An 18,256-nucleotide genomic window follows, 5' to 3' on the forward strand; every position below is an offset into this window, starting at 1 on the left:
CGCCCTCTCACCCGATTTTCACCTCGTCCCCCTAGAAATCGTCCCGAAACGGGCCAGTCCGATCCACGGGCGGCCCCTCGGTGATGACAAGGGACGCCCCATGGCCAAGACCGTTCTGGTGGTCGACGACGATCCGACCCAGCGCCGCCTGTTGCAGGCCGTGCTCGAACGCGACGGTCACGCCGTGGTCCATGCGGCCGGCGGCGGCGAGGCCATCGACCGGATGACGCGCGGCGGCGGCGCCGACGTCATCCTGCTCGACATGGTCATGCCCGAGATGTCGGGTCTGGAATGTCTGGCCGAGCTGCGCAGCGCGGGCGTGACCACCCCGGTCATCGTCCTGACGGCCAACGGCGGCATCGACACCGTGGTCAAGGCCATGCAGGCCGGGGCCCAGGACTTCTTCGTCAAGCCGGTCGGGCCCGAACGACTGCTGGTCGGGGTGCGCAACGCCCTGAAACTGACCCAGCTGACGGCCGAGGTGGGCCGGCTGACCAAGCGCGCGCAAGGCCGCGCCAGCTTCGACGACATCATCGGCGACAGCGCCCCCATGCGGATGGTCAAGGCCTTCGGCGCCCGCGCCGCCAAGTCGTCCATCCCCGTCCTGATCACGGGCGAAAGCGGCGTCGGCAAGGAGGTCATCGCCCGCGCCCTGCACGGCGCCAGCGACCGGGCCGGCAAGCCCTTCGTCGCCGTCAACTGCGGCGCCCTGCCCGCCAATCTGGCGGAATCCATCCTCTTCGGCCACGAGAAGGGCGCCTTCACCGGCGCCGTCGACAAAACCCTGGGCAAGTTCCGCGAAGCCGACGGCGGCACCCTGTTCCTGGACGAGATCGGCGAACTGCCGCTGGACCTTCAGGTCAAGCTGCTGCGCGCCCTGCAAGAGAGCGAGATCGACCCCGTCGGCGGCAAACGCCCCGTGAAGATCGACGTCCGCATCGTCTCGGCCACCAATCGCGACCCCGCGCAACAGGTCAAGGACGGCGCCTTCCGCGAGGATCTGTTCTACCGGCTGAACGTCTTCCCGATCGAGGCCCCGTCCCTGCGCGACCGCCGGGAAGACATCCCGGCCCTGGTCGATCATTTCATCGCCCGGTTCAACGCCGAGGAAGGCAAGCGGATCATGAGCTGCGCGCCCGAGACCCTGGCCATGCTCCAGGCCTTCGACTGGCCCGGCAATGTGCGCCAGCTCGAAAACGCCGTGTTCCGCGCCATCGTCCTGGCCGACTCGCCCTTCCTGCAGCCCTATGATTTCCCGTCCATCTCGGGCGTCGTGGCGCCGATGCCGGCCACGGCCGCCGCAGCCCCGGCCAACGCCGCCCCGTCCTACACGGACCTGCCGCCCCTGCCGGAACAGCCGATCCGCATCCTGGACGACCGCGGCCATCTGCGGACCCTGGAAGACATCGAACGCGACCTGATCCAGCACGCCATCGAGGTCTACGCCGGCCACATGAGCGAAATCGCCCGCCGCCTCGGCATCGGCCGCTCCACCCTGTACCGCAAGGTCCGCGAACAGGGGCTGGAGGGGCAGCTGAAAGAGGCGGGGTGAAGGTCACTCGCCTGATTCCAGCCGCATCAAAAACGCGGTCACACTCCCCTCACCGTCATCCTCGGGCTTGACCCGAGGATCGGGCGCCCAGCCGCACAGACTGGGGTAAAGGTCGACCCACTCAGGGTTCGTCCGCTCGATCAATTCGAGCTTCCACACGCGATTCCAACGCTTCAGCGCCTTCTCTTTGCGGATAGCGGCCGTGACCAGCTCGAACTGCTCGTACCAGACCAGCAGACCGCAACCATAGCGACGTGCAAAGCCTTCGAACGCGCCGTTCCGGTGTTGATGGCCGCGTTCATACAGGTTTGAGGTCATGCCGATGTAAAGGACGCCGTGTGGACGGCTGGCCTCGATATAGGTCGCGATGAAAGGTCGGCGCTCTCTCATCAACGCTGAGTTGTGGACAACCCGATCCTCGGGTCAAGCCCGAGGATGACGATCCATTAGAGATCCTTTGATTTTCTACCCCACCGCCGCTTCGGCTCCTCGCCCTTCGCCTTGGCGGTGATCTCCTTCAGCTTGCGGCCCTGCATGGCCGACAGGGCCTGACCGGGCGCTCCCTTTTCGGGGTCGGCGAAGGCGCGGCCGTGGGTCTTCACTCGCTCGCCGACCGAATCGAGGAACTCCCCCTCCCATTCGGACAGAGAAACGCCCGCCTTCTCTGCCGAGCGGCGGGCGCGTTTCAATGCGTTCAGGGCCGCGCGCTTGGCGGCCTCGCGCTGTATCTCAAAAGGGCTCGGCGGCGCTTTCTTGGGTGCGCTATCGCCCTTCGGGCTGCTTGAGCGCGTCTTAGGCGCGCTATCGCCCTTCGGCCCGCCTGAGCGCGTCTTGAACCCGCCATCGCCCTTCGGGCTGCTTGAGCGCGAAAGGCCGCCGCCTGGCTTGAAGGGGGTGCGCTTCAAGCCGGGTCAGCCTCAGATCTCGCCCAGGGCCGACATATAGAGGTCCAGGATGGCGTCCTCTTCCTGGCGCTTGGCCTTGTCCTGCTTGCGGATGCGGATGACCTTGCGCAGGATCTTGACGTCATAGCCCTCGCCCTTGGCCTCGGCGAAGACCTCCTTCATGTCGGTCATGACGGCCTGCTTGTCTTCCTCGAGGCGCTCCAGGCGCTCGATGATGGTGCGCAGCCGGCCCTGGGCCGTCGCGGTGAGAACGTCGGGACCACCGTCGAACGAGGCGTCGTCAGCCATGGGGGAATACTCCAGAAATCAGGCGCGGACGCTAACCATGCCGCAAGGCGCGACTCAACCGCGAACACGAAAAAGGCCGCGGACAAAGCCCGCAGCCTGTGGATCGTCAGCAAAACCCTGCGTGCGCACGCCGCCGAGGCGGCGCGCTGCAAACGCAGCTTAGCCCTGCTTCGCCTTGAAGCGCGGGTCGGTCTTGTTGATAACGAAGACGACGCCCTTGCGACGCACGACCTTGCAGTCGCGGTGACGGGTCTTCAGGGACTTGAGCGAGCTGCGGACCTTCATGGTCGGACGTCCTGAGAGAAGCCAATAAGAAAGCCGCTGATCCGGGCGGATCGCGGCGGAGGCGGTCGTATAGAGAGCGGTCCGGAGAAGGTCAACCCGCTACGGGCCGAAACCCTACAAAAGCCAGTCCCAGCCTGCCCGAACCACCTTCCCCACCCCGTGCTCAAGTAGCGCGAAGCGCGGCAGCACCCAAAACCATGTGCTCAAGTAGCCCAAAGGGCGATAGCACCCAAAACCATGTGCTCAAGTAGCGCGAAGCGCGATAGCACCAAAAATATGGAGGCCTGACCTCCGAGTCGAACGGAGGGTTTCCGGGGTTGCACGCCCGTTGCGTCGCCACTCCGCCATCAGGCCGTCAGAGCACCGTGCGCCAATACGCCGCAGCGCGTTATCACGTCGATGAAATTGAGGGTTAACGACGTCAACGGGGGAGTTTGCGGCAACGCTTTCGCCCCACAGGCGCTTTGGTGGCGCGTGAGGCCCATTCGCGCGTATGTCATTTCACCTATGGGCTCGGGGGCTGTAGTCTGAATCTCATGCGCTTTTCCTATCGCCTGCTCCTGATTGTCTCAGTCGCCGCCTGTGCGCCGATGTTGCCGGAACCGCCCGTCAGCCTGCCGACGCCGCAGCCCGCCCCCGCCCCGCCGGTGGTCGTCCCGGCCCCGACGCCTCAGGCGCCGCCCTTGGCCGCCTATGACCAGCAGGGGTTCGAGGGTTGGAAACAGGGTTTCCTGGCGCGCAAGGGCGGCGCCCGGCGCGCCGACTATGAACGCGAACTGGCGGGACTGACCCCCGACCCCTCGGTCGTGCGGCTGGACCGCAACCAGCCCGAATTCTCCAAGCCGGCCGGCGCCTATGTCCAGAACGCCGTGACCGCCTCGCGAATCGCCCAGGCCAAGCAGCGGATCGACCGCGTGCCGTGGCCGGTGGTTCAGAAATTCGGCGTGCCGTCGGAAATCCTGGTCGGCGTCTGGGCCCAGGAAAGCGCCTTCGGTCAGGTCCAGGGCGACTATGACGTTATCCGCTCGCTGGCGACCCTGGCCTATGACGGACGCCGCCGCGACTGGGCCGAAGCCCAGCTGAAGGACGCGCTGGATATCGTCGTCGACGGCCGCCGCGAACGCGCGGGCCTGAAGGGCAGCTGGGCCGGGGCCATGGGCCAGACCCAGTTCATGCCCGACAACTATCTGCGCCTGGGCGTCGATCAGGACGGCGACGGCAAGGTCGACATCTGGGCCGACGACGCCGACGCCTTGGCCTCCGCCGCCAATCTGCTGGCCCAGGCCGGCTGGAAGCGCGGCCAGGGCTGGGGCTACGAAGTCATCCTGCCCTTCGGCTTCAACTATGCCGAAGCCGAAGGGCCCAAGCACAACTGGGCCTATTGGGCGGCCAAGGGCGTGCGCCTGGCCCAGGGCGGCACGCCGACCGGCGCCGAGGCGGTCGAGGACGCGACCATCCTCCTGCCCCAGGGCGCCAACGGCCCGGCCTTCCTGGCCCTGCCGAACCATTATGTGATCAGGCGTTACAACAACTCGGTCTCCTACGCCCTGGCCATCGGCCTGACGGCGGACGGCATCATGGGCAAGCCCGCCCTGACCAAGGCCTGGCCGAACGACGCCTCCATGTCGCGCGAACAGCGGATCGGCGCCCAGGCCGCCCTGACGCGTCTGGGCTATGACACTCAAGGGATTGACGGGGTGATCGGCACAAACACCCGCACGGCCCTGCGCCGCTGGCAACAGGCCAACGGCCGCATCGCCGACGGCTATCTGACCGCCGCCCTGGCCGACGAACTGATCCGCAAGACGAACTGAGGCTTCGGCTCACCTCCCCGCGCGCGAAGGCGCGCGGGGAGGACAGGCGATCGCGTCAGCGAGCGCCAGGAGGGGGCGACTCGGTGTCTGAAGCCGGCCCGGTCATCACCACTGTCGGAGGTGCCCCCTCCTGGTCGCTGCGCGACCGGTCCTCCCCGTTCGCTTCGCGAACGGGGAGGTGAAATCCCCTCAGGCCGCCTTGTCCCAGTTCAGCACCACCTTGCCCGACTGGCCCGACTTCATCGCCTCGAAGCCTTCGCGATAGTCGGCATAGTCCAGCCGGTGGGTGATAAGCGGCGTCAGGTCCAGACCGGCCTTCAGCAGGCCCAGCATCTTGCGCCAAGTCGTGAACATCTCGCGGCCGTACACGCCCTTGATCGTCAGGGCCTTCAGGATGATCGCGCCCCAGTCGGTCTCCATCGGCTTGCCGGGGATCCCCAGCATGGCCATGCCCCCGCCCATGATCAGGGTGTCGACGCACTGTTTGAAGGCGATGGGCGAGCCCGACATCTCCAGCGCCACATCGAAACCGACCTTCAGGCCCAGCTCCTTCATGACGTCGTGGATGTCTTCCTTGGTCGTGTTCACGGTGCGCACGCCCGGCGCCACCTTCTGCGCCAGCTCCAGCCGGAAGTCGTTGATGTCGGTCAGGACCACGGTGCGCGCGCCCGCGTGACGGGCCACGGCGGCGGCCATCATGCCGATGGGGCCGGCGCCGGTCACCAGGACGTCCTCGCCCAGCAGGTCGAACTGCTGCGCCGTGTGCACGGCGTTCCCGAACGGGTCCAGGATCGAGCCGATCTCATAGGGCACGTCGTCCGGCAGCTCGATGACGTTGAAGGCCGGCGCCACCACGAACTCGGCGAAGGCGCCCTGGCGGTTGACGCCGATGCCGCGCGTCTTGGGATCCAGGTGGAAATGGCCGGCCCGCGCCGCTTCGGAGTTCAGGTCGATGACATGCCCCTCGGCCGAGACGCGCTGGCCGATCTTCAGCGGGCGATCCACGTCCTTGCCGACGGCGACGATCTCGCCGGCGAACTCGTGGCCGGTGATCATCGGGGTCGGGACATTCTTCTGGGACCACTCGTCCCAGTTCCAGATGTGGATGTCGGTGCCGCAGACGGCGGTGCGGTGCACCCGGATCAGCACATCCTCCGGTCCCGCCTCGGGGATCGGCGCGTCGATCAATTCCAGACCGACGCCCGGCGCGGTCTTGGCCAGGGCTTTCATTGTTTCGGCCATGATGGCGTCTCCCTCAAGCAGTGTTCAATTCGCCGCGCCCATCAGATGCAGCGTAAACTTGGCAGCTGTCTCCCGCTCCGCGTCACGTAGCAGGCCGACCAAATTCTCAAAATCATCGCCCATCGCCTCCGCAGAAGCATCGGCGTTGAACCAGTTCAGCGTGACCGGACCATCCAGCAAGCCCGTCACCGTGTCCCAAAGCGCATCAAGATTTCGGCCGAACGATTGGGGCACGCATTCGATCTGCGCGAACGCTTCGTAGAAGTCCTCGACAGTCCTGATAGCCAGCCCATCTATGTGCGCTTCCACCATGATTTGGGGGGTCAGATAACCCCCAGCTCCCGCCCCGCCTGCGTAAACGCCGCAACCGTCCGGTCGATCTGCTCGAACGAATGCGCCGCCGACATCTGGGTGCGGATGCGGGCCTGGCCCCGCGGCACGACCGGGAACGAAAACCCGATCACATAGACGCCCAGCTCCAGCGCCCGCGCCGCGAAATCCTGCGCCAGTTTGGCGTCGCCCAGCATGACCGGGATGATCGGATGCTCGCCGTCCAGCAGGGTGAAACCCGCATCGGCCATGGCGTTGCGATAGCGGTGAGCATTGGCCGACAGACGGGTGCGCAACGCATCCCCCTCCGACCCTTGGGCGATACGGATCGCCTCCAGCGACGACCCGCACACCGCCGGCGCCAGGGCGTTGGAGAACAGATAGGGCCGCGCCCGCTGTTTCAGCAGTTCGACCACCGACTTCTTCGCGCAGATGAAGCCGCCCATGGCGCCGCCCAGGGCCTTGCCGAAGGTGCCGGTGACGAAATCCACCTCGACCCCGTGATGGGCGAAGGATCCCTTGCCTTGCGGGCCCAGGAAGCCGGTGGCGTGACAGTCGTCGACCATGATCAGGGCGTCATACTTGTCGGCCAGCGCCCGGATCTCATCCAGCTTGGCGATATAGCCGTCCATCGAGAAGGCACCGTCGGTGGCGATGATGATGTCGCGGGCGCCGGCCGCACGGGCCTCCTTCAGCCGGGCCTCCAGCTCATCCATGTCCGAGTTGGCGAAGCGATAGCGTTTGGCCTTGCACAGCCGCACCCCGTCGATGATCGAGGCGTGGTTCAAACTGTCCGACACGATGGCGTCGTTCTCGCCCAGCAGGGGTTCGAACAGGCCGCCGTTGGCGTCGAAGGCGGCGGCGAACAGGATGGCGTCCTCGAAACCGAGATAGCCGGCGATGGCGGCCTCAAGCTCCTTGTGGATCTCCAGGGTGCCGCAGATGAAACGAACCGAGGCCGTGCCCGCGCCCCACTTCTGCTGCGCCGCGATCCCCGCCTGAGTCACGCGTTCGTCGCCCGCCAGGCCCAGATAGTTGTTGGCGCAGAAGTTCAGCACATCGCGGCCGGCCACCTGAATCACCGGTCCCTGACGCGAGGCGATGATCCGTTCGGGCTTAGTCAGGCCCTGGGCGTCGATCTCGGTCAGTTCGCCGGCGACGCGGTCGTAGAAGCTCTGGGTCATGAGCCGCGACCTACGCCGATTTCGACCGGGATTCCACCCGTCTTAGGTCGCCATCTCGGGATCGGCCTCGGCCCGGATCGGGCTGACGCGGACCTTGCCGCCGCAGGGCTGGAAGGCGAAGGCCAGGCTGACCACCGCCGTGTCGTTCGGCGCCGTGACCCGCAGGGTGGCCACGCTCGGACAGGTCTTCTGCATCGTCTCGTCCGGCACGACGCTCCACGCCGCCTCGAAATAGGCCTTGGCCCGGGGCGCCAGCTCCACCGGCGTCGGCGCCTGCCCCTGACGGAAATAGCTGCCGGGGCTCTGGTCGGCGCGGATCGAGGTCAGGGGCCGCCCCTGCGCGTCCAGCAGGGTGACGCCCGGATAGCCCGTCAGGCTGCAGGCCTGGGCGCTGAGGTTCTGGAGGCTGAAGTTGCGCACCCGGTTGCCCGCGCCTGCGTCGCCGCCCTCGGCCGCCAGCTTCAGCTGCGGCCCCTTGCACGGCGTGGATGCAGGCAGGACGCCGCCCGGCGCCGGCGTGATTGTCTCTTCCGGCAAGGCTTGCGGAACTGGTGCGACGGCGGTCGCCACCGGCCGCGCGCATTGCTCCAGCACCGCCACCCCGACCTCTTCGTTGGGGCCGAGCCGGCTCAGGGTCGCCTTCTCCTGACCGTCGCGCGGCGCAGTCCACCATTCGACGCCCGAGCCGACATAGCGAGCGCCGCTGGCCGCCTGGACCGAGCGCAGGTCATAGGTCTGCCCCTTGTAGGCCAGCTGCGCCGTCGCCGTGTCGGGATACCGCGCCTCGACCATCGCCCCGCTCTCGCAGGCGTAGCCGACAGCCGGAGCAGTGGACGCAGGCGCCGGCTGGTGCTCGACCGGAGCGGTGGGCTGCTCCGGCTCGGCCTGCTGACAGGCGGAGACCCCGGTCAGGGCGGCGAGGACGACGAAGGCGGTCAGGCGGCGCATCATGGTCAGGTCTTCCGTTGGCAAACTTAACGGCGAAGCTGGCGAAAAGCTCCAGCGATCAGTGCGCGCCTTTCGGCGTCTCCATCAGCTCGATCAGCACCCCGCCCATGTCGCGCGGGTGCAGGAAGACGACCGGCGTCCCGTGCGCCCCGATGCGCGGCTCGCCCGTGCCCAGGATCGTCACCCCCTTGGCCCGCATCTCGGCGACGGCGGCGTGGATGTCGGCGACCTCGAAACAGACGTGGTGCTGGCCGCCCTTGGGGTTCTTGGCCAGGAAGCCGACGATGGGGCTGGTCTCGTCATAGGGTTCGATCAGCTCGATCTGGGCCGTCGGGGTGTCGATGAAACAGACCTTCACGCCTTGCGCGGGCAGGTCGAAGGGCTCGCCGATCTTGGTGGCGCCGAGCGCATCCCGATACAGTTTGATCGAGTCCGCGATGGAGGGCGTGGCGACCCCGACATGGTTCAAGGCGCCGATCATGACTTGTCCTTTGCAGGCGCGGGCTGGGCGTAACCCAGCCGCTGGTTCAGCTTCTCGATCAGGTCCACCGCCGTATCGGCGATGGCCGAGCCGGGCAGATAGACGGCGGCGGCCCCCATATCGAGCAGGGGCTGGACGTCGGACGGCGGAATGACGCCCCCGACCACGATCATGATGTCCGGCCGCCCCAGCTTCTCCAGCTCGGCCTTCAGTTCGGGAACCAACGTTAAATGCCCCGCCGCCAGGGACGAAGCGCCCACCGCATGGACCCCCTTGTCCACCGCATCGCGCGCAGCCTCGGACGGTGTCTGGAACAGGGCGCCGGCGGTGACATCGAAGCCCAGGTCGCCGTATCCGGTGGCGACCACCTTCTGGCCCCGGTCGTGGCCGTCCTGGCCCAGTTTGGCGATCAGGATGCGCGGCGGCCCGCCGTCATTCTCGACAAAGGTCGCCACCATCTCGCGGGCGCGGGCGAAGCGGGGATCGGCCCCCGCCTCCTTGGCGTAGACGCCCGACACGGTCTGCACCGTCGCCACATGGCGCCCAAAGGCGGCCTCCAGCGCGTCGGAGATCTCCCCCACCGTCGCCTTGGCCCGCGCCGCCTGCACCGCCAGCTCCAGCAGATTGGCGGTGCCCCGCGCCCCGTTGGTCAGGGCCTCCAGCGCCGCATCGGTCGCCGTCTGGTCCCGCTCGGCCCTCAGCCGTTTCAGCTTGTCGATCTGGGCGGCCAGCACCGCCGCGTTGTCGACCTTCAGCATCGGAATATCGTCGACGACGGGGTTCAAATATTTGTTCACCCCCACCACCGTCTGCTGGCCGGTGTCGATCCGGGCCTGGGTCTTGGCGGCGGATTCCTCGATCCTCAGCTTGGGAATCCCGGCCTCGATGGCCTTGGCCATGCCGCCCAGGGCCTCGACCTCGGCCATATGGGCCCGCGCCCGTTCGGCCAGTTCGTGCGTCAGCCGCTCGACATAGAAGCTGCCGCCCCACGGATCGATCACGCGGGTCAGCCCCGTCTCCGACTGCAACAGGATCTGGGTGTTGCGCGCGATCCGGGCCGAGAAGTCGGTCGGCAGCGCCAGGGCCTCGTCCAGGGCATTGGTGTGCAGGCTCTGCGTCTGCCCGCCCGCCGCCGCCATGGCCTCGACCATGGTGCGGGGCACATTGTTGAACACGTCCTGCGCCGCCAGGCTCCAACCCGAGGTCTGACAGTGGGCGCGCAGACTCAACGACTTCGGATCGACCCCGCCCTCTTTCCGCACCGCCTCGGCCCACAGTAGGCGGCCCGCCCGCATCTTGGCCACCTCCATGAAATAGTTCATGCCGATGGCCCAGAAGAAGCTCAGCCGCGGCGCGAACCGGTCGATCGGCATCCCCGCCGCGACGCCCGCCCGCAGATATTCGATCCCGTCCGCCAGCGTATAGGCCAGCTCGATATCCGCCGAGGCCCCCGCCTCCTGCATGTGATAGCCGCTGATCGAGATCGAGTTGAACTTCGGCGTCTCCTGCGCCGTCCAGGCGAAGATGTCGGCGATGATCCGCATCGAGGGCTCGGGCGGATAGATGTAGGTGTTGCGAACCATGAACTCCTTCAGAATATCGTTCTGAATAGTCCCGGTCAGGGCCGCATGCGGCACGCCCTGTTCTTCCGCCGCGACGACATAGAGGGCCAGGATCGGCAGAACCGCCCCGTTCATCGTCATCGACACCGACATCTGGTCCAGCGGGATCCCGTCGAACAGGGTCCGCATGTCATAGATGCTGTCGATGGCCACGCCAGCCATGCCGACATCGCCCTTCACCCGCGGGTGGTCGCTGTCATAGCCCCGGTGCGTCGCCAGATCGAAGGCGATGCTCAGCCCCTTCTGCCCCGCCGCCAGATTGCGGCGATAGAAGGCGTTGGATTCCTCGGCGGTCGAGAAGCCGGCGTACTGGCGGATGGTCCAGGGATTGCCCGCATACATGGTCGGATAGGGCCCGCGCACGAAGGGCGCGAACCCCGGCAGCCCGTCCTGGTGATCCAGACCCTCTAGCGCCTCGGCGCCGTATGCGGTCGGCACGGTCAGACCCTCGGGCGTCAGCCACGGATCCCGCGTCGGCCCCTGTCCGGTCGCGTCGAGGTTCAGGGCGACCCTGCTGAAGTCGGGGAATGTCATTGGCCCGCCTCCTCAAAGGCCGCCGCGAAGCGGATCGGCGTCAGGGGTTCGCACACCCGCTCCACCGCCGCAGCCGCCTCATCGCCCGCCTCGACCGGCGCCGGCCGCACGTCCGCGTCCACATATTTCGTCACCCCGATGATCTGGGCCCCGCCGTTCGCCAGGGCCGCCTCGCGCAGAGCGCGGGCGCGGGCGATGCGGGGCTGGATCACCGACCCCTTCAGGGCCTCGACCAGACCGCCCTCGGCCTCGATCATCTGGAACTCGGCCCAGCCGGCCTCGGCCAGATCCCGCGTCCGGGCGTCCAGATACCAGCTCCCCGCCGCCGGATCATCGACCCGGCCCAGGTTGGCCTCCTCCATCAGCACCAGCTGGGTATTCCTCGCCTGCCGCCGAGCAAAGGCGTCGGACCGCCCGGTCGCGCGGGTGAAGCCCTCCAGCACCACCACATCCGCGCCCCCCACCGCGCCCGCAAACCCCGCCGCCGTCAGCCGCAGCAGATTGGGCCAGGGGTCGCGCGCCGCCAGCATCCGCCGCGACGACCGCGCCTCGATCACCGCCGGCGCCTGCACCTCAAACGCTCGCGTCAAGGCCGCCCAGATCAGCCGCATGGCCCGCACCTTGGCCAGGGCGTCGAAATATTCCGCATCGACCGACAGGCCGACCACCGTGCCGCGCAGGGCCGCATCGACCGACATCCCCGCATCCACGGCCGCCTTCACATGGGCCACGACGCTTGAGGCCGCAAAGGCCAGCTCCTGCGCCGCCGATCCGCCCGCCTCATGCGCCACGCGTCCGCTGGCCATGAAGAAGGTCGCGTCGGGATAGGCCCCCGCATGCCGCGCCGCCGTATTGGCCGCCAGGCTCAGATGCTCTTCCACCGAACGCGGCGCCCCGCCCGCCTCGGCGAAGGCCGAGACCGGGTCCATGTGGAATCTCAGCTGCGCGCGCGGCGATCCCTTGGCTGTGACCGCCAAGGCATTGGCCGCATCCGGCCCGTCGATCCCCGCATCCAGCGCCACCGGCGCCAGCTCCAGCGCCACGCCTTCCAGCGCCCGCCCCAACGGCGCGGAATCCGCCAGCACCCCGCCCTTCAGCACCACCGAGGCCGCCCCGTTCTCCAGATCGGTCAGGACGGCGTCATTGACCGCCTCGGGATCGTCCCCCTCGACCAGGGTCCGCAGATCCCAGGCCCGGCCTTCGGAGTCGGACGGACGCGGCGCGAAGATGGGCTGCACGCCCGTCGCCCCGGCGTACAGCGGCCGCGTCACCAACTGGTCGGCGTCCAGCGACATCAGCGACTCAATCGGCCGATCCTTCAACGCCTTCTGGGCCGCCTCCCGCCATTCGAGGGGGGTGGGGATGGGGAAGCTCATGCGCCCGCCCCCCCTTCCACTTTCGTCATTCCGGGCGAAGCGCAGCGGAGACCCGGAACCCAGCGGCGCCGAAGGCGAAATCCATCCGCCGCTCGATGTTTGAAGACCGAATCCGCGACAGGTTCGCGCTCACGCGCGCCGCTGGGTCCCCCGGTCTGCGCCGCGAAGGCGCGGCTTGCCGGAGGATGACGAAAGAAGAGAAGGCCAGGCATCACCCGAACTCCACCAGCACGTCATCCGCCGCCACCGGATCCCCGTCCTTGGCCCCCACCGCCTTCACCACCCCGTCGCGCTCAGCCTTCAGGATGTTCTGCATCTTCATCGCCTCGATGATCGCCACCGTCTCGCCGGTCTTGACCTCCTGGCCGACCACCACCGGGATCGACACCACCAGCCCGGGCATCGGCGACAGCACCAGTTTCGACGTATCCGCCACCGCCTTCTCCGGCAGCCGCGCATACAGTTCGGCGACATGCGGCCGCAGCACCCGCACCCGCGCCCGCGCCGCCCGGTGACGAATATCAAAGCCGTCGGCGACGCGCTTGACCTCGGCGGTGAAGGGCTCGCCGTCCAGCTCGGCCTTGAACTGGGCCAGGCCGGGCCGCCAGTCGATGTCCGACAGGCGGATGTCGCCCCCGCCCGTCAGGGTCAGGATCATCTCCTCGTCCTCGTCATAGGACAGGCCGACGCCGTGCGGGGTCTTGTCGATCATCACGATCCAGTCGGTCCGGTCCGACGGATCGCCGTCCTGTTCGGCGATCACCTCGTGCATGGCCAGGGCCGAGGCGATCAGGATCCGTTCCTGTTCCTGCGTCGGGCGCAGGCCGTGGAAGCCGTCCGGGAATTCGTCCTTGATATAGCTGGTCGACAGATTGCCCGACTTGAACCGCTCCTGGTCCATCACCGCCGCCAGGAAGGGCACATTATGCCCCAGGCCCGACAGGTGGGTGTCCTCCAGCGCCCGGGCCATGCCCGTCACCGCGTCCTCGCGCGTCTCGCCCCAGGCGCACAGTTTGGCGATCATCGGGTCGTAGAACATGCTGATCTCGTCGCCCTCTCGGACGCCGGAATCGTTGCGGACGGTGTAATCTCCCTGGTCGCCTTCTTCCGGCTGCTCATAACGCACCAGCCGCCCGATGGACGGCAGGAAGCCACGATAGGGATCCTCGGCATAGATGCGGCTCTCGATGGCCCAGCCGTTGATCGACAGGTCCTTCTGTTCGAAAGCCAGGGCCTCGCCCCAGGCCGAACGGATCATCTGTTCGACCAGATCGACCCCGGTGATCAGCTCCGTCACCGGATGTTCGACCTGCAACCGGGTGTTCATCTCCAGGAAGAAGAAGCTCTTGTCCTGACCGGCCACGAACTCGACCGTGCCGGCGCTGTCATAGTTGACCGCCTGGGCCAAAGCGACGGCCTGCGCCCCCATGGCGGCGCGAGTGGCCTCGTCCAGCAGGGGCGAGGGCGCCTCCTCGATGACCTTCTGGTTGCGGCGCTGGATCGAACATTCGCGCTCGAACAGGTGGACCACATGGCCGTGCTTGTCGCCCAGCACCTGGATCTCGATGTGGCGCGGGTCGATGATGAACTTCTCCAGGAAGACCCGGTCGTCGCCGAAGGCGTTCAGCGCCTCGGCCTTCACCGCCGCGAACCCCTCGGCCATGTCGGCGTCCGAATGGGCCACGCGGATGCCCTTGCCGCCGCCGCCGGCGCTGGCCTTGATCATGATCGGATAGCCGATCTGGTTGGCGATCTTCACCGCCTCGGCCGGCGTCTCGATCAGCCCCATATGCCCCGGCACGGTCGAGACCCCCGCCTCGGCCGCCAGCTTCTTGGAGCTGATCTTGTCGCCCATGGCCTCGATGGCCTCGGGGTTCGGCCCGATGAAGGCGATCCCCTCGTCCCTCAGCCGCCGCGCGAACCCGGCGTTCTCGCTCAGGAAGCCAAAGCCCGGATGCACGGCCTGCGCCCCCGTCTGGCGCACCGCCTCGACGATCTTGTCCGCCAGCAGATAGGACTGCGCCGCCGGCGCCGGCCCGATCAGCACCGCCTCGTCGGCCATCTCGACCGCCAACGACCCGGCGTCGGCCTCCGAATAGACCTGCACGGTTTTGATGCCCATGCGGCGGCAGGTCTTGATGATCCGAACCGCGATCTCGCCCCGGTTGGCGATGAGGATTTTGGAGAACATTTCAGTCCCTACAACCTTCGCCCGAGCCAGAAGGCCCCGGCCGCGCCCATCGGGCGCTATTATGAAATCCGCTCATAGGAACGGCGTAACCTTCGTCTTCAGCAGCGCCACGAGCTCGGGCTGCATGAAGGCGTAATCATCCGGGATATCGAGGCAGACGACGCGGGCCTTGCGGAGTTGCGGCTTGAACCGTCGAGCCAGCTTCGCCCGGTGCTGCTTCTCCATCACAAAAATGATGTCCGCTTCCTCGACCATCTCCCCCGTCACAAACTCTTCGGCATCCGGAGCCAGACCCGCAGAAGCCACCTCGATGTTCGGCCAGTTGGCGAACACCTGTTCAGCTGTGGGGCTGCGCAGCCGATTGCGCGAGCAGATGAAGAGGACGTGTTTCATCAGCTAAAGCGGAATATTATCGTGCTTCTTCCAGGGGTTCTCCTGGACCTTGTTCTTCAGCGTCCGCAGCGCCTTCACCAGCCGCCGCCGTGTCCCGTGCGGCATGATGACGTCGTCGATATAGCCCAGCCCCGCCGCCACGAAGGGATTGGCGAACCGGTCCTTGTACTCGGCCTCGCGCGCGGCCAGCGCCGCCGGATCGCCGGCCTCCTTGCGGAAGATGATCTCGACCGCGCCCTTGGCGCCCATGACCGCGATCTCGGCGGTGGGCCAGGCGTAGTTGACGTCGCCGCGCAGGTGTTTCGAACTCATCACGTCATAGGCGCCGCCATAGGCCTTGCGCGTGATCAGGGTCAGTTTCGGCACGGTCGCCTCGGCATAGGCGAACAGCAGCTTGGCCCCGTGTTTGATCAGGGCGCCGTATTCCTGCTTGGTCCCCGGCATGAAGCCGGGCACGTCCACCAGGGTCACCAGCGCAATGTCGAAGGCGTCGCAGAAGCGCACGAACCGCGCGGCCTTGCGGCTTGAATCGATGTCCAGCACCCCGGCCAGCACCTGGGGCTGGTTGGCGACGATCCCGACCGTCTGGCCGTCCAGCCGTCCGAAGCCGCAGATGATGTTCTTGGCGAAGTCGGCCCCGATCTCGAAGAAGTCGGCCTCGTCGACCACCTTCAGGATCAGCTCCTTCATGTCATAGGGCTGGTTCGGATTGGCCGGGATCAGGGTGTCCAGCGACGGCTCGTCCCGCTCCGGCTCGTCATAGCTCTCGCGCACCGGCGGCTTTTCGCGGTTCGACAGCGGCAGGAAGCCGATCAGGCGGCGCACCTCAGACAGCGCCTCCAGATCATTCTCGAACGCCCCGTCCGCCACGCCCGACTTGCCCGCATGGACCCGCGCCCCGCCCAGGTCTTCGTGGCTGACGACCTCGTTGGTGACCGTCTTCACCACATCGGGGCCGGTCACGTACATATAGCTCGTGTCCTTCACCATGAAGATGAAGTCGGTGATGGCGGGCGAATAGACGTCGCCGCCCGCGCACGGCCCCATGATCACGCTGATCTGCGGGATGACGCCGCTGGCCAGGGTGTTCTGCAGGAAGATGTCGGCGTATCCGGCCAGGCTCTCGACCCCCTCCTGGATCCGCGCCCCGCCGGCGTCGAACAGGCCGATGATCGGCGCCCCGGTGGTCAGGGCCATCTTCTGCAGCTTGACGATCTTGGCCGCATGCGCCCCCGACAGGCTCCCGCCGAACACCGTGAAATCCTTGGAGAAGACATAGACCAGCCGCCCGCCGATGGTGCCACGCCCCGTCACCACCCCGTCGCCGGGGATGCGTTGCGTCTCCATCCCGAAGTCGTGGCTGCGGTGCTCGACGAACATGTCGGTCTCCTCGAAGGAGCCCTCGTCCAGCAGAACGTCGATGCGTTCGCGCGCCGTCAGCTTGCCCTTGGCGTGCTGGGCGGCGATACGCTTTTCCCCACCGCCCAGTTTGGCGGCGGCGCGACGGCGCTCCAGTTCTTCAAGGATGGCTTGAGTCATGATGGGTTTACGCCTCTTGTTCGTGAGGGAAGGAGTGGCGGCTTCATCGCAAATACGCAAACGCAACTTTGCAAAAGATGCGGAGCTGCGTGGACTTGCAAAGGACGTCCTTATGAACAGCAAAGTTGCGAATGGCTGAGAAGCTTTTTCTGGGCGTGAAACTGCGCAAGCTGCGCGAGGCGCGCGGCTGGACGCTGGAGGCCTGCGCCGAGCGGCTAGGCCTGTCGCCCTCCTATCTGTCGCAGATCGAGACCAATCAGCGCCCGGCCACCGCCCGGGTCCTGATCGCCCTGACCCGCGCCTTCCACATCGACGCCAGCCTGTTCGACCTTGAGGGCGACGCCCGCCTGATCGCCGACCTGCGCGAGGCCACCACCGACATCGCCGGCCCGGTCAGCGGCGGGGCCGAGCCCCCGACCGCGGCCGAGCTGAAACAGGCCGTCGCCAACACCCCGCGCCTGGCCCATCAGTTCCTGGCCCTGCATCAGGCCTTCCGCCAGCTGGACGAGCGGGTAAAGGCGCTGGACGACACCCTGGGCCGCGACGAACTGGGCGCCCGCGTCGCCCTGCTGCCCTATGAGGAGGTCCGCGACTTCTTCCACTACCGCGACAACTACGTCGACAGCCTGGACACGGCGGCCGAGGCCCTGGCGGCGGCGGTCCCCCAGGACCGCCCGATCGAACGGGCGCTGGAGACCCTGCTGGCCGACCGGCATGGCGTCCGCACCGTCTATGTCGCGGGCCAGGAGGCGCTGCGCCGCTATGACCCCGCCAGCCGGATCCTGACCCTCGACGCCTGGCTGCCCGGCGCCACCCGGTCGTTCCAGCTGGCCCACCAGCTGGCCCTGCTGTCCTTTCGCGACCTGATCGAGACCGAGCTGGACCAGGCCGCCTTCCGCACCCAGGCCGCACGCGACGTGGCCCGCGTCGGCCTGGCCAACTACGCCGCCGGCGCGCTTCTGTTGCCCTATCGCGCCTTCCTCGAGGCGGCACGGACGGAGAAACACGACATCGACCGCCTGCGCACTCGGTTCCAGGTCAGTTTCGAACAGGTCTGCCACCGCCTCTCGACCCTGCAACGGCCCGGCTGGCGCGGCGTGCCCTTCTATTTCGCCCGCGTCGACATGGCCGGCAACATCACCAAACGCCACAGCGCGACTCGCTTCCAGTTCGCCCGCTTCGGCGGCGCCTGCCCCCTGTGGAACGTCCACGAAGCCTTCGCGACGCCCGACCGGATCGGGGTGCAGCTGGCCGAAATGCCCGACGGCTCGCGCTACATCTCCATTGCACGCTCAGTGTCCAAGCCCAGCGGCTCCTATCTGGCCAACGACCGCCGCTACGCCCTGTCCCTGGGGTGCGAGGTCGAGCACGCCGGGTCTCTGGTCTATGCCGCCGGTCTGGACCTGAACGGCCCCGCCGCCCGGATCGGCGTCAGCTGCCGCATCTGCGAGCGCACCGACTGCACCCAGCGCGCCTTCCCGCCCCTCGACCGCGCTCTTCACGTGCCCGAGAACGAGCGCGGCGTCGTGCCCTATGTGCTGGATGGCCCCCGCCCGGACCGCTATTGATCGG

Annotated in this window: 17 protein-coding genes and 1 tRNA gene; 3 read left to right on the forward strand and 15 right to left on the reverse strand. The window is 67.4% G+C overall.

Annotated elements, in window-relative coordinates; genetic code table 11:
• Window positions 1–100: 100 nt before the first annotated feature.
• Window positions 101–1,552, forward strand: a complete 1,452-nt coding sequence (locus ACW170_RS00085; RefSeq protein ID WP_492087692.1) for a sigma-54-dependent transcriptional regulator — start codon at window positions 101–103, stop codon at window positions 1,550–1,552.
• A gap of 3 nt (window positions 1,553–1,555) precedes the next feature.
• Here ACW170_RS00085 and ACW170_RS00090 read toward each other — a convergent pair whose 3' ends face one another.
• The 5 genes from ACW170_RS00090 to ACW170_RS00110 form a co-directional block, all read right to left on the reverse strand.
• Window positions 1,556–1,942 carry a GIY-YIG nuclease family protein gene (locus ACW170_RS00090; RefSeq protein WP_492087693.1) on the reverse strand — a complete coding sequence of 129 codons (387 nt, stop codon included), beginning with the start codon at window positions 1,940–1,942 and terminating at the stop codon, window positions 1,556–1,558.
• Window positions 1,943–1,998: 56 nt separating this feature from the next.
• Window positions 1,999–2,280: a hypothetical protein gene (locus ACW170_RS00095; protein ID WP_492089202.1), complete on the reverse strand. Its 282-nt coding sequence runs from the start codon at window positions 2,278–2,280 to the stop codon at window positions 1,999–2,001.
• A gap of 189 nt (window positions 2,281–2,469) precedes the next feature.
• The gene (gene gapR / locus ACW170_RS00100; RefSeq protein WP_271164237.1) at window positions 2,470–2,745 is read right to left on the reverse strand and encodes a nucleoid-associated protein GapR; all 276 of its coding nucleotides are present in this window, start codon (window positions 2,743–2,745) and stop codon (window positions 2,470–2,472) included.
• Window positions 2,746–2,904: 159 nt separating this feature from the next.
• A complete protein-coding gene (gene ykgO, locus ACW170_RS00105; RefSeq protein ID WP_008263184.1) occupies window positions 2,905–3,030 on the reverse strand; it encodes a type B 50S ribosomal protein L36 in 126 nt (41 codons plus the stop codon).
• A 277-nt stretch (window positions 3,031–3,307) separates the two neighbouring features.
• A tRNA-Ala gene (locus ACW170_RS00110) sits at window positions 3,308–3,384 on the reverse strand.
• 182 nt (window positions 3,385–3,566) lie between these two features.
• Between ACW170_RS00110 and ACW170_RS00115 the strand changes: the two genes are divergently transcribed.
• On the forward strand, window positions 3,567–4,844 hold the full coding sequence (locus ACW170_RS00115) for a lytic murein transglycosylase (RefSeq protein WP_492087694.1): 1,278 nt from the start codon (window positions 3,567–3,569) through the stop codon (window positions 4,842–4,844).
• A 189-nt stretch (window positions 4,845–5,033) separates the two neighbouring features.
• Here the strand turns inward: ACW170_RS00115 and tdh are convergent, their stop codons facing one another.
• From tdh to ACW170_RS00165, 10 genes are all read right to left on the reverse strand, one after another.
• Window positions 5,034–6,086: an L-threonine 3-dehydrogenase gene (tdh, locus tag ACW170_RS00120; protein WP_492087695.1), complete on the reverse strand. Its 1,053-nt coding sequence runs from the start codon at window positions 6,084–6,086 to the stop codon at window positions 5,034–5,036.
• Window positions 6,087–6,110: 24 nt separating this feature from the next.
• Window positions 6,111–6,398 (reverse strand): barstar family protein, encoded by a 288-nt coding sequence (locus ACW170_RS00125; protein WP_492087696.1) that lies wholly within the window; start codon window positions 6,396–6,398, stop codon window positions 6,111–6,113.
• 11 nt (window positions 6,399–6,409) lie between these two features.
• Complete coding sequence (locus tag ACW170_RS00130) at window positions 6,410–7,600, reverse strand: glycine C-acetyltransferase (protein WP_492087697.1); 1,191 nt, start codon at window positions 7,598–7,600, stop codon at window positions 6,410–6,412.
• 42 nt (window positions 7,601–7,642) lie between these two features.
• The gene (locus tag ACW170_RS00135; RefSeq protein ID WP_492087698.1) at window positions 7,643–8,551 is read right to left on the reverse strand and encodes a DUF4232 domain-containing protein; all 909 of its coding nucleotides are present in this window, start codon (window positions 8,549–8,551) and stop codon (window positions 7,643–7,645) included.
• Window positions 8,552–8,606: 55 nt separating this feature from the next.
• Complete coding sequence (gene mce / locus ACW170_RS00140; protein ID WP_492087699.1) at window positions 8,607–9,029, reverse strand: methylmalonyl-CoA epimerase; 423 nt, start codon at window positions 9,027–9,029, stop codon at window positions 8,607–8,609.
• The gene (gene scpA, locus ACW170_RS00145) at window positions 9,026–11,185 is read right to left on the reverse strand and encodes a methylmalonyl-CoA mutase (protein WP_492087700.1); all 2,160 of its coding nucleotides are present in this window, start codon (window positions 11,183–11,185) and stop codon (window positions 9,026–9,028) included. Before scpA ends, mce begins: the two co-directional genes overlap by 4 nt.
• A complete protein-coding gene (locus ACW170_RS00150) occupies window positions 11,182–12,561 on the reverse strand; it encodes a methylmalonyl-CoA mutase family protein (RefSeq protein ID WP_492087701.1) in 1,380 nt (459 codons plus the stop codon). The genes scpA and ACW170_RS00150 overlap by 4 nt, the downstream gene beginning before the upstream one ends.
• Window positions 12,562–12,772: 211 nt before the next feature.
• Complete coding sequence (locus tag ACW170_RS00155) at window positions 12,773–14,752, reverse strand: acetyl-CoA carboxylase biotin carboxylase subunit (protein WP_492087702.1); 1,980 nt, start codon at window positions 14,750–14,752, stop codon at window positions 12,773–12,775.
• A gap of 72 nt (window positions 14,753–14,824) precedes the next feature.
• The gene (locus ACW170_RS00160) at window positions 14,825–15,145 is read right to left on the reverse strand and encodes a low molecular weight protein tyrosine phosphatase family protein (protein WP_492087703.1); all 321 of its coding nucleotides are present in this window, start codon (window positions 15,143–15,145) and stop codon (window positions 14,825–14,827) included.
• 3 nt (window positions 15,146–15,148) lie between these two features.
• Window positions 15,149–16,684 (reverse strand): acyl-CoA carboxylase subunit beta, encoded by a 1,536-nt coding sequence (locus tag ACW170_RS00165; protein ID WP_008259414.1) that lies wholly within the window; start codon window positions 16,682–16,684, stop codon window positions 15,149–15,151.
• A gap of 131 nt (window positions 16,685–16,815) precedes the next feature.
• On the opposite strand from ACW170_RS00165, the gene ACW170_RS00170 reads away from it, so the two are divergent.
• The gene (locus tag ACW170_RS00170; RefSeq protein WP_492087704.1) at window positions 16,816–18,252 is read left to right on the forward strand and encodes a helix-turn-helix domain-containing protein; all 1,437 of its coding nucleotides are present in this window, start codon (window positions 16,816–16,818) and stop codon (window positions 18,250–18,252) included.
• The last annotated feature ends 4 nt before the right edge of the window (window positions 18,253–18,256 follow it).

It is taken from the genome of Brevundimonas sp. FV2ps16, assembly GCF_058681075.1.